This is a genomic window from Deltaproteobacteria bacterium, assembly GCA_019310525.1.
In the GTDB taxonomy this organism is placed as follows: domain Bacteria; phylum Desulfobacterota; class DSM-4660; order Desulfatiglandales; family HGW-15; genus JAFDEE01.
Genome location: JAFDEE010000086.1, coordinates 1 through 12,379 on the forward strand (window position 1 = coordinate 1; position 12,379 = coordinate 12,379).

The following is a 12,379-nucleotide window of genomic DNA, read 5'->3' on the forward strand; positions in this document are numbered from 1 at the left end:
ATGGAAGACATACAGGGGGCAGCGGATGCAATAGACCAGGTGCCAGAGAAGAAAAGACGGCCATATTATCGGTGGACTGAGGCGGACGTGCTTTGTGCGAAGAGAGAGTTTCATGCTGCACGCCGGGTGCTTCTCACATGCCTGGACAGGGACAGGCGCTCTAGGCACAGGGCCCTTATAAGGCTTTCAAGGATTGAGTACCTGTGCACGAACTTTCGAAAGAGCATGGAATATGCGGAGGCAGCAGGGACGTTTTTCAGGGAAACGTGGGGAGGGTTCCTGGATGACGCACAGTTCTGGCAGGCACTTAATGCATACCGCCTGCGGGACCGTGAACGTGCCATGGAACTGGCCGAAGACCTGAGGGCCCGCAATCCGCGCTATCCGAAGCTTGCAATGCTCTTGGCAAGGCTTTCCGGGGCTGGGCATGGGAGCAAGGGAGAGGAAAAATGAGAGAGAAGAAAATCGGGGCGAGAAAGGGGGGAAAAGACCCCATTGATTTCAGGCTGGTGACGGCAAGGCTTGAGAAGGGAATCATGGAGGGAAAGGATCCTGCCAGATGCCTTGAAATCCTGTCACGCGAGGATGTCTGGAAGAAGCTGGATGCCCAAATGCAGTTAAAGTGGGCAAGGCTTGCGCAAATGGGAGGAGACGTGGAGCTTGCCCTCAAGATTTTCACCCATCTCAACCAGACGTCTCCAAGGAAGACCGATGCGTGGATAGAGCATCTGGAACTCCTCTCAATCCTAGGCCGGAAAGAGCGGCTTGCCCAGGTCCTGGCCGCATCGAGGAATCATATCGGGGAGGAACAGCACCGGATCTGGCGCGGATCCTACCAAAGCGAAACAGAAGAAAGGGACCGTGATATCGGGGCAGCCCTTGAGCCCTTTGAAAAACTCAGGCAAAGGGAGGAAGCGGTTCAAAGGTATCTCGATCTTTTCTCAGGGAGGGAGGATTGTTTCGCACGTCAGTGGGCTAACAGACCAGAAGGAAAGCAGGGTTACGTGCCGGTTCGCCGGCCAATGGCGGAACAGGACGTGGAGGAGCATCTATCCGGGAAGAAAACCTACGGCATATATCTCCTTCGCACCGATTCGACCGTCAGGGTTGCGGTTATTGACGTGGATGTGGATGCAAAATTCAGGAAAGGCAACCTCAACAGGGATGATAAAGACCTCATCAGGAGAGAACGTGCCTATATTTTCACCAGGATCATTGAAATGGCAAAGGAGTCCGGGCTCATGCCCGTTTCGGAGTTCAGCGGGGGAAAGGGTTTTCACTTTTGGTTCTTCTTCGAAAAACCGGTTTCAGCCGGGAGCGCAAGAAGGCCCCTTGAGAGAATCAGGCAGACCCTGGAAAAGGACCTGTCTGCCTTTCAGATAGAGGTGTTTCCTAAACAGGACAACCTTTCAGGTAAAGGCTTCGGTAACCTGGTTAAACTGCCCCTGGGAGTACACCGGCTCACCGGGAAGCGATCGTACTTTATCGACTGCCATGACCGCGGAGTGGAAGCGCAACTGGCGTTCCTTCAAAAGATCCGGGCGACGGACCCTGAGAAGATCCTGGTGCCGGCAGATGGAATAAAAAGGGGGGAGGTACTCATTCACCCGAGGATGAAGGGATGGGCCGACAAATATCCTGAACTGGCAAGCCTTGAATCCCTGTGCCCTCCCCTTGGACAAGTCATTGCTTCCTGCAGGAACGGAAAACCTCTCTCGTTAAGGGAAGAGAAGATCCTCTTCCAGACGGTCGGATTTCTTCCCAGGGCTGGGAGCCTCGTGCATCATCTGCTCTCGTCAGTGCCGGATTACAACCCTCACATGGTGGATTACAAATTGAGCAGGTTGCGCGGGAGCCCCCTTGGATGCAGACGAATTCACTCCTTGTTGAGTTTTACCGGGGATATCTGCCCGTTCAACCGTCCGGCCGCATACCCACACCCGCTCCTGCACGTGGATCAATGGAAAGAGGATGCCCATGAACGTTCAGAGAAGGTAAACGATCTCTCCTCGGCCCTTGAAAATCTCAAGAGGGCCATCGCGCAGACGGAGGCGTTCCTGCAGTAATGGAAAGTATCTATGTGCTCGAACCCGGAGCATATCTCCGAAGGGAGGGACGTTCCCTGAAGGTGGTGAAAGGGGGAAAGGTTATTCAGGAGATCCCCGCCGAAGGACTGAAGAAGCTCATGCTCGTGGGTTACGTGTCTCTCAGCGGAGGGGTCCTGGATTTCCTGATCCAGAACCGGGTAGAGACAGTATTTATCACCCCGAGCGGCCGCTTCAGGGCACGGCTCGCCCTTGACGAGCACCGCCACGTGGCCCTGCGAAAGGCGCAGTACGTCCGCTTGAGTGAGCCCGGGTTCGCGCTGAATACGGCCCGTATCATTGTGCAGGGCAAAATCGGGAACATGGCCCGCTTCTTGCTGTTGCGCGCCAGGCAGTATAACAATGAAGCGCTGCGCATCGGGGCGGTCAAATTGAAGTCCCTTGCGGGCGCCGTGCGCGGCATACAGAACCTTGACATGCTCCGGGGGCTTGAAGGAAATGCGACCCGCATCTATTTCGAGCTCTTTCATTATCTTATCAGGAATTCATTGTTTGAATTCCACGGCAGAAACCGGCGTCCCCCCCTGGACCCCGTGAACGCAATGCTCTCCTTCGTGTATACATTGCTTACAAATGAAGTCCTTTCGGCCATAAAGACGTGCGGGCTCGACCCATACCTGGGGTGCCTGCACGAAGTGAGCTATGGAAGGCCTTCCCTTGCCTGCGACCTGGTGGAAGAGTACCGCTGTTTCCTGGGAGACAGGATCGTGCTGGGCCTGATCAACCGCAAGGCCGTAACCCCGGATGACTTTGTTTTCAGGAAGAACTCACCGGACAACTACGTGACTGAAGAAGAAATGAAGGCGAAAAGGCCCGTTGAAATGAAACCTTCCATGAACAGGGTTTTTGTCAAGAGTTACGAGAGGGTAATGAACAAAAGAATACGATATGGAAACCCTCCTATAAAAACGAACTACAGGATGCTTATCCTTCACCAGTCAAGGGCCTTTGCAAGATACCTGGAAGACCCTGAAACTCCTTATGTACCGTTCGAGTGGGAGGCCTAGGATGTTCTGCCTGGTGTGCTTTGATATAGTGGATGACCGTTCAAGGCAACGTGTGGTCAAGGTACTGAAGTCATACGGTGAACGGGTACAGAAATCTGTTTTTGAGTGCCCGGGGCTCTCGGAAGAAAGATTCCTGAAGATGAAAAACAGCCTTGAAGACATGATCGATGTATCAGAAGATACAATCCGGTATTATCACCTGTGTAAGGCATGTCTCCGGAGATTCGAGTTTTCGGGGATCGGGGGAAAACCGGAAGAAGGGACATTCAGAATACTTTGATCATACTCGCTTGGTCCACTTCCGCTGGGAAATGCATGCGAAAACATTTTCACACCAAATCCAGTTCATGGAAAAAGTCCCGCCACGGGAGCACCGGGATCTCACCTGCTGTGTATGGCCTGTCACAGATAGAGACACACATCGGTATCGCTTGAGGGTAATCTTTGCAAAAGGATCGCAGACCACGAAGGTCGGCTTTTTTTACTCTTCGCATGGTCTTGATTTCCACCGCAAACAGGTTTTCTTCTTCTTCGATTATGAGATCGACTTCAGCCCCTTGGGAAGATCGCCAATGAAAGAGCTTTGCGGGACGTTTTCCATAATGCACTAATCGTTTTGTTTCAAGGATGATGAAGTGTTCGAAGAGGTTTCCTAAAACTGTCGGAACAGTTATGGATCTTGGGGTAATTCTACTGCAAAGACTGTTTATTACTCCGATGTCGAAAAGGTAGTACTTGGGGTGGCGAACAAGTCTTTTCCTTGCACTTTTCAAATACGGCTCAAGCCGGATTGCAATCAGGGTGTCCTCCAGTATCTGATAATAATTCTTGATGTTTTTTCCGGAAACACCCGTATCTCTTCCGATAGTTGAATAATTGACGATCCTTCCGCTCTGGTCGGCAGCGATATCCAGGAACCGGCCGAATGCCTCAACGTTTCTCACAAGGGCCTCATCCAGGATCTCTTCCTTGAGATAGGTTTGGGTATAGGCCTTTAGGGTGAAGAAGGCATCCTCCGGGTTTTCATGAACTATCGGGGGGAGGGTGCCCTTCAAAAGGGCGTCATTCAGATGGAAGGCATCCCCCAGTTCCATAAAGGTAAATGGATAAAGCCTGAACTCCCATGCCCTTCCTGCCAGCATATTAACTGATGAACGCTTGAGTTTTCTGGCACTGGAGCCCGTAAGGATAAAGGTAAGCTGCCCCTTGAATTTCTCAATCAGGTAATGGATTTCATCCAGGAGGAAAGGTAATTTTTGTATTTCGTCTATGAATACGATGAATTTTTTGCCGTTTTTGGCCGCAAACTCGATTTCAGAGCGGAATAATGCCGGATCAAGCCTGTATTTAAGAAATTCATCCCTTTTTAAAAGATCAATCTCTATGTGGTATTTCTGTGCAAGCTCCTTGCGAACAAGGGTGCTTTTTCCTACCTGGCGGGGGCCAAATAGAAAAAAACTTTTTTTACCAATAGGTAATTTTATCACTCTGGGAATCATGTCGCAATTTTACCATGAAAAATTTACCTGTCAAGTTATAAAAGTCATGAAAAATAGAAGAATGGTGTCCTTCGCCAGGACAATTCTCATTTTTTTTGGGGGGAAATCCAGGTTTTTCAGATCGGTATCGTGCAAGATTCAGGCTGTAAATTAAGCTCTAACCATACGGTGCCGAATCGGTTTCAGGTTTGTTGGTGCATGTCGCTCTTTGCAGGGCTGGAGGTTTGGGGGAATTTCCTCCAAATTTTCTGCTCCGCAAGGTCCCAGTAATGGGGGCAGACCATCCTTAAACCAGCCCCATGGCCCTTGCCAGCAATTGGATGGTATGGGTTGCCTCTACCATTGAGCCCCGCTGAAGCAGTCCGCCTGTTATCTGGATGATGCAACCGGGGCATCCTGTTGAAACGATCCCTGCGCCTGAATCCAGTATGCTCCTGATCTTCTTCTCAAGGATACGCTTCGAGGTGTCCCGGTGGGTAATTCCGTAAATGCCGCCCGAGCCGCAGCATGTCCCGGGGTCCTCCATTTCCGCAAACTCGTCACACACAATTTTCAACAGTGCCCTGGGTTCTTCCCTGATTCCCTGGCCCCGGTTCAGGTGGCATGGGTCGTGGCAGGTAACGGGGCCTGAAAGGTGTGACTTAACGTGGGGTGATATGTTCCCGAGCCCCACATGGTTTACAAGGTACTCGGAAATGTCGAAGGTTCTTTGTGCCGTGTCCGCTGCCATTTCCCCGTAAACGGGATCATCTTGCATCAAGAGGCTATAAACGCTTTTCAACATGTATCCACCTGAAGCACACGGCACTACCACCTTTTTGCCTTCGGCACGTCCCCTGTTCAAGGCCTTGAGATTCATGCGGGCGAGGTTCCCGGCAGCGCCGAAATCGCCTCCTGCATGGGCCGGTGCGCCGCAGCACGCCTGGTCCCCTGGAACGATCACCGATATTCCCAGGCTGTTTAATACCTTCACCACTGAGCCGGCGGTCTGGGTATGAATGAAGTTGGTAAGGCACCCCGTAAAGAAGACCACCGTGTCCCTTGAATCAGGGGCGGGGAAAAACCTTTCCTCCCTGGAGCGAAAGGGGCGGAGGGCCAGCCTTGGCACATGGAGGTCCCTGTCCACGAGGGGGAGGGGAAAGCGGCGCTTGAGCCCGCTTGTTCCGGGGATGCGCCTGAAGAGAAAGGGTTGTAGAAGGGAACCGGTCCTGAAGGCCAGGTTTACCATGCCCCGTCCGGATGCGAGAAGACGGTAGAGCATACGCTTTGGGAGGGGCCGCCCCAGGTCTCGGGCAAGCTCGGCCCTGGCCTCGGTGATGATCCTTGAAACCGGCACTCCGCTCCCGCACCGGGCTTCGCAGGAAAGGCACAGGAGGCACTGCTCCAAGGCCTCACGAAGGGCATCGGTTGGCGGCAATTCTCCCGCCCCAAGGGCATCCACCAGGGCCAGTTTCCCCCGGGCCACGTATTTTTCTTCCCCGAGTTCATTAAACACCGGGCACACGCTGCGGCACTCCCCGCACTTGGTACACTTCAGGAGTAAGGCCCCAAGACCGGCCAGGCCTTGCCCCTGCCCGGATTCCTTGACGGAGTTTTCATGAGGCATGGCTGCCGGCCTCCTCCCCGGGGAAGATCTTTCCAGGGTTGAAAATTCCGTCAGGATCGAGCAAGTGTTTTACGGTTTCCATTAGATGGAGGGTCGGTTGATCCAGGTTCCAGCCGATTTCTTTTCTCTTGATCGATCCTATTCCGTGCTCCGCAGCAATGCGGCCTTCAAGATCCACTGCGGCACGCAGGATGTCGTGCCTTGCACGGCCAAGTCGCGGGGAATCAGTCGCCGTTTCGTCCTTGGGAACATAGCTTATATGAAGGTTCCCGTCTCCAACGTGACCGAAACAGGCCAGCAGGAGACCGTGGGAGCGGCGGATCTGCTCCATGGTCTCAATCATGGCGGGTATGGAAGCGATGGGAACCGATACGTCCTCCTCTTCCCATCTCGGGCGGAGTCTTCTGAGGGCGTTATGGATGGATCTGCGGGAACGCCAAAGAACATCCCGTTCCGATTCACTTGCCGCCGTTTGGATCTCCATGGCCCCCTGTTCCTTACAGACACGGTGCACTTCCCCCATCTCCTCGTTCACCGCTGACCTCCTCCCGTCCACCTCTATAAGGAGAACGGCCTCGGCGTTTTCAGGGAAACCCGATTCAAGATATTTGCTTACGACCTCGATGCACACCCTGTCCATGAATTCCAGGGTGGAGGGGACAACGCGGCTCTTGAAAAGGCGGGGAACGGTTTCCGCGGCCTTTGACATGGATGGAAACAGGGCCAGTAACGTTCGCCTTGCTTCTGGCAGGGGCAGGAGCCTCAGAATGGCCCTGGTAATGATCCCCAGGGTTCCTTCAGAACCCACGAACAGGGTGGTAAGATCATAACCCACCACGTCTTTCAGGCACTTTGATCCCGTGTGGATCACCTCCCCCGAGGCAAGCACCACCTCCAGCCCCATGACATAATTGCGGGTGACACCGTATTTTACGGCCCGCATTCCTCCGGCGTTTTCCGCAATATTGCCGCCGATGGTGGAAAAGGACCCGCTGGCCGGATCAGGGGGGTAGAACAGACCCTCCCTTTCGACCGCAGCCTGAAGTTCGGCCGTGACGACCCCGGGCTCTACTTCGGCCAGGAGATTTCCGGGATCGATCCGGATGATGCGGTCTAAACAGCTCATGTCAAGGACCATTCCGCTGGAAGGTGCGACGGCCCCGCCGGTAAGTCCGCTCCCCGCCCCCCGGGCCGTGATGGGGATCCCGAAGCGGGCCGCTATTTTGACTATTTCAGGTACATCCTCCCTGGTGCGCGGAAACAGGACCGCTTCCGGTATTGCCCTGGTGCCCGAAGCGTCAAAGGCGTAAGTTATACGGTCTTCAAGGGCCGTTTTTAGATTGGATGGGCCAAGAAGGTCTGAAAGAAGTCTTATAGCCTCCGGATTCATCTCAACCCTTTCTTATAGGATCGGAAGGGTTGTGCCTCCGTGGGTAAGCACGCCGATTTTCCGACCCTCGTATCGTTCAAGGACAATGTTTATGGCCATTTCAAGGGATGCAAAGTATTCCATCCCCATGGTCCGGGCCTCCCTTTCCGTTATACCCGGGGATACGACAGCCACCCTGATCCGTTCTTTCATCCGGCATACGGCTACGGCCTCGGCCGCTGCCGCGGGGCTTTCAACCTCGCCCAGGTTCAAGGCGTCCAAGAGTTCCTCCAGACCCATCCCCATGTACTGTGCAAACAGGGGATGGGGACCGATTCCCTCAGGACAGGCTGCGGCCAGGATCAGGGTGCCCTTGTCTTCAGTCATCATGGCTCCGCTTGCAAGGGCCTTGGTGGCCTGCCACAGGTCGATTTCATAGGGACAGGCGCTTGCGATCACCACCGGGTATTTCCGTTCAAACGGTACCCCGTAAACTTCCATGGCATATTTAATCCCTGCGCGGTGAGCCCGGCAGGCGTCCCCTGCAACACACCGGTACAGGGCGTTTCCATGGGTAAGAACCGCGTTCACGATAAAGTCCAGGGGAATATGTTCCGAGACGAATGCCTCCAGGTCAATACGAAGGGGAGACTCCACCACCCCGAGCTGGTTCGTGGTGATGGGAGCCGTTCTTGCGTGGAAGGCCTCTATGGTTTCGGCACTGCACACGCCCGGAAAAATGATCTTGCCTCCGCCCCCGTAACCCACGTCCTGATGAGGGACGATCATACCCAGTCCGATACGGATATCGGCCTCGGCCACGGTTCTATTGACACGGACCGGAATCCCCATGGGAGATGTGCCGATTGAGACCATCTGGGCCTCATCCCTGGCAGGCACGTTAACGACCGGATAGAGGCGGGCGACCTCAGGACCGATCTTATACAGGACTTCTTCTTCCGTCATGGGCCGGTGGGTTCCGAGGGCGATTACGATAGTGATATCCGCAGGAGGGATTCCGGCTGATGTCAACAGGTTCAGCACGGGGGGCAGCATAAGGGCGGTGGGTGTTTTGCGGGTAATGTCGTCAATAATGACCGCCGCTTTCCGCCCGGGGCGCAGGAGCTTTTCAAGGGGAGGGGTTCCTATGGGCCGCGCAAGGGCCGATTCGATCTCGCCCACGGGGTCCGGGGCGGGGGGCACCCGGCGGGGGCCTACAACGGCACCCAGACAACCCTCGGGGATCTCCACCGATACCGTTTTTCCTCCGAATGGAATTTCAACCGTCGGCAAGTTCTATTCCACCCCTCCCCGCAACTGTTCAGTTCCGGGCCGTATCCAGAGACAGACCGGGTATCTCCAGTTTCTTGCTCACAAATCGCAGGATCAGGGAAGCAATCCCTACCAGGATGAGATATATGACCGCGACACCGATATAAGTTTGAATGGGAATGAAGTAGCGACTTGAGAGGATCTTGGCCCGGCCCATCAGATCGGGGATTGCGATCAGAAACACGACGGCCGTATACTTGATTATGGCGATCATTTCGTTGGACCATGCAGGCAGTACGAGCCGCAGGGCCTGGGGCAGGATTATGTGCCGCACCGCCTTCAACTGGCTCATTCCTATGGCCCGTGCGGCCTTCATCTGGCCCCCGGCCACGGCCTGAATGGCCCCTCTGAAATACTCGGCCTGGTAGGCACCGCTGTTAAGGCCCAGGGTCAGATATGCGGCGGTGATCCGGGAAAGGGTGAGGCCCAGGTCGGGCAGTCCGTAAAAAACTACGAAAAGCTGGACCAGCAGCGGGGTGCCCCGGAACAGCGTGATATAACCCCTTACAAGGCGTTGCGGCCACGGGCCGCCGTATACGCGGATCAGGGAGACCGGCAACCCGACGGCGAATCCCAGCAACAGGGAACCCATGGCAAGTTGAAGGGTCACACCTGTCCCCCGAAGAAGATCCGGCGCGATGCGTTGTATGACCAGGATGAGTTCGTCCATGTCAGGTTATTGTCCCATTCGGGGAAGGAGAGAAACCTACGCCTTTAGCCGAAGACTTCAGTGTGATTGTCGTAGGAGCTGATAAGCCTGTCTCTACGCATTTTCCATTGGACCCCTTGAACCCTGAACCCTCGGCCCCTGAAGCTATTCCGAGCCTTGCACGCCGCTGCGTCAGGCGTCGTCCGCGGTGGACATTTTACTTAAAAATCTTCTCGTCCGCTCCGAGCGGGGATTATTGAAAAATCGTTCAGGCGGGCCCTCTTCTTCGATACGTCCGTTTTCCATAAAAACGATCCGGTCCGCCACCTCCCGGGCGAATCCCATTTCATGAGAGACTATCAGCATTGTCATGCCTTCCTGGGCGAGTTTCTGCATCACGCCAAGGACTTCGCCGGTAAGTTCCGGGTCAAGGGCTGAAGTCGGTTCATCAAAAAGCATGATGGAAGGGTCCATCCCCAGGGCCCGGGCGATCCCCACCCGCTGCTTTTGTCCGCCCGAAAGCTGGGCAGGGTATTTATCGGCGTGTTCCGCCATTCCCACCCGCTGCAGTTCATACATGCCTTTTTCCCGGGCATCCTCGGCCTTCATTCCCAGGACCTTGGTCATTCCAATCGTGACATTGCCAAGAGCAGTCAAGTGATTGAATAGATTGAAGTCTTGAAACACCATGCCGATGCGCCGCCTTATCTTGTCCACGTCTGCGCCCCTTGAGGTGATCTCCTGATTTTCCAGCCAGATGCGGCCGTCCGTAGGCCTGGTAAGCAGGTTGATACACTGAAGCAGAGTGCTTTTACCCGTTCCGCTGGGACCCACGATGACCACCACTTCCCTGGGCTTGACGGAAAGAGATACACCCTTGATGACTTCAACAGCCCCGAAGGATTTCCGCAATGCCTCAATTTTGAGGATCGTCTGATCGTTCATAATCCGCCCTTTTACGTCAGTATCTTATACCTGCGTTCCAGGATATTGAGCCCCCGGGCTGCCAAAACGGTTATGGCAATGTAAAAGGCGGCCGCGGCACCGAAGGCTATGAAGGGTTCGAGGGTGCGGGCGCTCAACCACTGGGCGCGCCTCAGGATTTCCGGCACGCCTATCACATAGACCAGGGTGGAGTCTTTCAATACAAGGGTTACTTCATTGGACCATGCCGGTATGGCCAGGCGCATGGCCTGGGGCAGGATGATGTTGAGGATGGCCTTCAAGCGGGTCATCCCAATGGCTCGCGCCGCCACCATCTGACCGGGCGGAACGGACATTATCGCCCCTCGAAAAATCTCGGACTGGTATGCACCGCTTGCAAATCCCAGGGCGAAAGCCCCTGAAAAAAACGGGGAAAGGTCTACTATTTCTGCGATCACGAAGTACAGGATGAAGATGATGACAACCACGGGGACTGCCCGAACAACGATGCTATAGACAGCCGCAAGAGAGGAGAGGAGCGGTCCTCCAAATACGCGAAACACCGCCATTACCGTTCCGAGGAGAAATCCGGTGCCAAGGGCGATCACCGTAACCGAAAGAGTCACCCCGAGTCCCGGAATAATATATTTAAAGATCAGCAAGATATGAGACAGCATATCCATGAGGAGTATACTTCCATCCCGGACGGTAAGACAGGGGATGACCCGGCGGGACGGCGTAATGGGAATGGATCCAGACCTGCCGGGCCATCACAGGGTTTTCCCCCGGGTTCGGTTTCCAGCAAGGGTTTACGATCAATCGATGCCCCACTGGGCCTTTTTCCGTTTTATCCAGCCCTCCTTTTTAAGCTGGGTGATGATGCGGTCCAGTTCCGCCTTGAGGCTTGTTTCCCCTTCAGGCAACGCGATGCACTGTCCGGCCTTGATGGTTTCAGTAGTTACGAGGGCGATTTTGAGTTTTTTGTTTTTGGCCACCAAGTCCTTGGCGGGCTTGCTTTGAATGAGCACAAGGTCGATGCGGCCGGCGGCCAAATCCAATCCGGCGTTGTCCACGGGTCTTCGCGGGTCAGGCCCGGTTTTACCAGGTTGTTCATGATCCAGGTTTCCTGGATCGTTCCGGTTTGAACCCCGATTTTTTTGCCTGCGGCATCCAGGGCCTTGGTCATTTTGACATCGGCCTTAGTGGAGGTAATGAAGGCGTCTTTTACGAAATTATATGGAATCGAAAAATCCACCTTTTCATCCCGCTCGGGCGTTCCCTGCATTGCCGCGATGATGAGATCGATTTTTTTCTTTTGAAGGGCCGCGATAAGGGTATCAAAACCCATGTCTTTGATCTTCACCTTCAGGCCCATTCGCTTGCCGACCTCGCGGATGATATCCATATCAAACCCGACGAAATTACCTTTCTTGTCTACGGACTCATAAGGGGGGTAGTCGGCGGAGGTCCCTACGATGATCTCGCCACGCTGTTTGATAACACTCAAATGATCGGCCGCACCCACGGTGCCGATACCGAATCCTGCCACCACAACGGCCGCCACGAGGGCCACAAGCCAGTAAATTTTTAAGCGCTCCATGATGCCTCCTTTCTTCATTCTTTGTTTTTGGGTTGATGATTACAAGGACCTAAATTGAGCGATTTCCGAGTTTTCTGGAGATGCAAGGCGCGCGAGCCACGCCAGAGGCGGGCAGGGATTCAGGAATGAGGCGTACATATCAGTACGCCGCAATGACGGAATCCGAAGCGCCTGTCTGCGTGCCTGCCTGTCCCGTTGGGACGGCAGACAGGCACCGCACAGGCAGGCAACGCAGCAGATCCTGTAAAATCGGAAATCCCGAAGGGTTTCAAAATTTGATGATTTGAA

13 protein-coding genes are annotated in these 12,379 nt (G+C 54.5%); 4 read left to right on the plus strand and 9 right to left on the minus strand.

Annotated elements, in window-relative coordinates:
• From JRF57_13600 to cas2, 4 genes are all read left to right on the plus strand, one after another.
• Nucleotides 1-453, plus strand: a 453-nt coding sequence (locus JRF57_13600; GenBank protein ID MBW2304733.1) for a hypothetical protein, incomplete at its 5' end; no start/stop codon positions are given.
• Complete coding sequence (locus tag JRF57_13605; protein ID MBW2304734.1) at nucleotides 450-2,066, plus strand: DNA primase; 1,617 nt, start codon at nucleotides 450-452, stop codon at nucleotides 2,064-2,066. The genes JRF57_13600 and JRF57_13605, both read left to right, overlap by 4 nt.
• The gene (cas1, locus tag JRF57_13610; GenBank protein ID MBW2304735.1) at nucleotides 2,066-3,112 is read left to right on the plus strand and encodes a CRISPR-associated endonuclease Cas1; all 1,047 of its coding nucleotides are present in this window, start codon (nucleotides 2,066-2,068) and stop codon (nucleotides 3,110-3,112) included. Before JRF57_13605 ends, cas1 begins: the two co-directional genes overlap by 1 nt.
• Before the next feature lies 1 nt (nucleotide 3,113).
• Nucleotides 3,114-3,392, plus strand: coding sequence for a CRISPR-associated endonuclease Cas2 (gene cas2 / locus JRF57_13615; protein MBW2304736.1), 279 nt, complete (start codon nucleotides 3,114-3,116; stop codon nucleotides 3,390-3,392).
• 49 nt (nucleotides 3,393-3,441) lie between these two features.
• Here the strand turns inward: cas2 and JRF57_13620 are convergent, their stop codons facing one another.
• From JRF57_13620 to JRF57_13660, 9 genes are all read right to left on the minus strand, one after another.
• Nucleotides 3,442-4,611 carry an ATP-binding protein gene (locus JRF57_13620; protein MBW2304737.1) on the minus strand — a complete coding sequence of 390 codons (1,170 nt, stop codon included), beginning with the start codon at nucleotides 4,609-4,611 and terminating at the stop codon, nucleotides 3,442-3,444.
• Nucleotides 4,612-4,897: 286 nt separating this feature from the next.
• A complete protein-coding gene (locus JRF57_13625; protein MBW2304738.1) occupies nucleotides 4,898-6,217 on the minus strand; it encodes a (Fe-S)-binding protein in 1,320 nt (439 codons plus the stop codon).
• A complete protein-coding gene (locus JRF57_13630; protein MBW2304739.1) occupies nucleotides 6,207-7,607 on the minus strand; it encodes an FAD-binding protein in 1,401 nt (466 codons plus the stop codon). The genes JRF57_13625 and JRF57_13630 overlap by 11 nt, the downstream gene beginning before the upstream one ends.
• Nucleotides 7,608-7,619: 12 nt before the next feature.
• A complete protein-coding gene (gene larA / locus JRF57_13635; protein MBW2304740.1) occupies nucleotides 7,620-8,879 on the minus strand; it encodes a nickel-dependent lactate racemase in 1,260 nt (419 codons plus the stop codon).
• Between the two features lie 28 nt (nucleotides 8,880-8,907).
• Nucleotides 8,908-9,588: an amino acid ABC transporter permease gene (locus JRF57_13640; protein MBW2304741.1), complete on the minus strand. Its 681-nt coding sequence runs from the start codon at nucleotides 9,586-9,588 to the stop codon at nucleotides 8,908-8,910.
• A gap of 171 nt (nucleotides 9,589-9,759) precedes the next feature.
• Nucleotides 9,760-10,497, minus strand: coding sequence for an amino acid ABC transporter ATP-binding protein (locus tag JRF57_13645; GenBank protein MBW2304742.1), 738 nt, complete (start codon nucleotides 10,495-10,497; stop codon nucleotides 9,760-9,762).
• Nucleotides 10,498-10,523: 26 nt separating this feature from the next.
• A complete protein-coding gene (locus JRF57_13650) occupies nucleotides 10,524-11,174 on the minus strand; it encodes an amino acid ABC transporter permease (GenBank protein ID MBW2304743.1) in 651 nt (216 codons plus the stop codon).
• Nucleotides 11,175-11,306: 132 nt separating this feature from the next.
• On the minus strand, nucleotides 11,307-11,519 hold the full coding sequence (locus JRF57_13655; protein ID MBW2304744.1) for a transporter substrate-binding domain-containing protein: 213 nt from the start codon (nucleotides 11,517-11,519) through the stop codon (nucleotides 11,307-11,309).
• Complete coding sequence (locus tag JRF57_13660; GenBank protein ID MBW2304745.1) at nucleotides 11,450-12,091, minus strand: transporter substrate-binding domain-containing protein; 642 nt, start codon at nucleotides 12,089-12,091, stop codon at nucleotides 11,450-11,452. Before JRF57_13660 ends, JRF57_13655 begins: the two co-directional genes overlap by 70 nt.
• Nucleotides 12,092-12,379: the final 288 nt, after the last annotated feature.

Excerpts from the sequence above, each read along its gene's own strand:
- JRF57_13625 (MBW2304738.1), bottom strand. The coding sequence starts at position 6,217 with ATGCCTCATGAAAACTCCGTCAAGGAATCCGGGCAGGGGCAAGGCCTG.
- JRF57_13620 (MBW2304737.1), bottom strand. The coding sequence starts at position 4,611 with ATGATTCCCAGAGTGATAAAATTACCTATTGGTAAAAAAAGTTTTTTT.
- JRF57_13640 (MBW2304741.1), bottom strand. The coding sequence starts at position 9,588 with ATGGACGAACTCATCCTGGTCATACAACGCATCGCGCCGGATCTTCTT.
- cas1 (MBW2304735.1), top strand. The coding sequence starts at position 2,066 with ATGGAAAGTATCTATGTGCTCGAACCCGGAGCATATCTCCGAAGGGAG.
- JRF57_13660 (MBW2304745.1), bottom strand. The coding sequence starts at position 12,091 with ATGGAGCGCTTAAAAATTTACTGGCTTGTGGCCCTCGTGGCGGCCGTT.
- cas2 (MBW2304736.1), top strand. The coding sequence starts at position 3,114 with ATGTTCTGCCTGGTGTGCTTTGATATAGTGGATGACCGTTCAAGGCAA.
- JRF57_13630 (MBW2304739.1), bottom strand. The coding sequence starts at position 7,607 with ATGAATCCGGAGGCTATAAGACTTCTTTCAGACCTTCTTGGCCCATCC.
- JRF57_13650 (MBW2304743.1), bottom strand. The coding sequence starts at position 11,174 with ATGGATATGCTGTCTCATATCTTGCTGATCTTTAAATATATTATTCCG.
- JRF57_13605 (MBW2304734.1), top strand. The coding sequence starts at position 450 with ATGAGAGAGAAGAAAATCGGGGCGAGAAAGGGGGGAAAAGACCCCATT.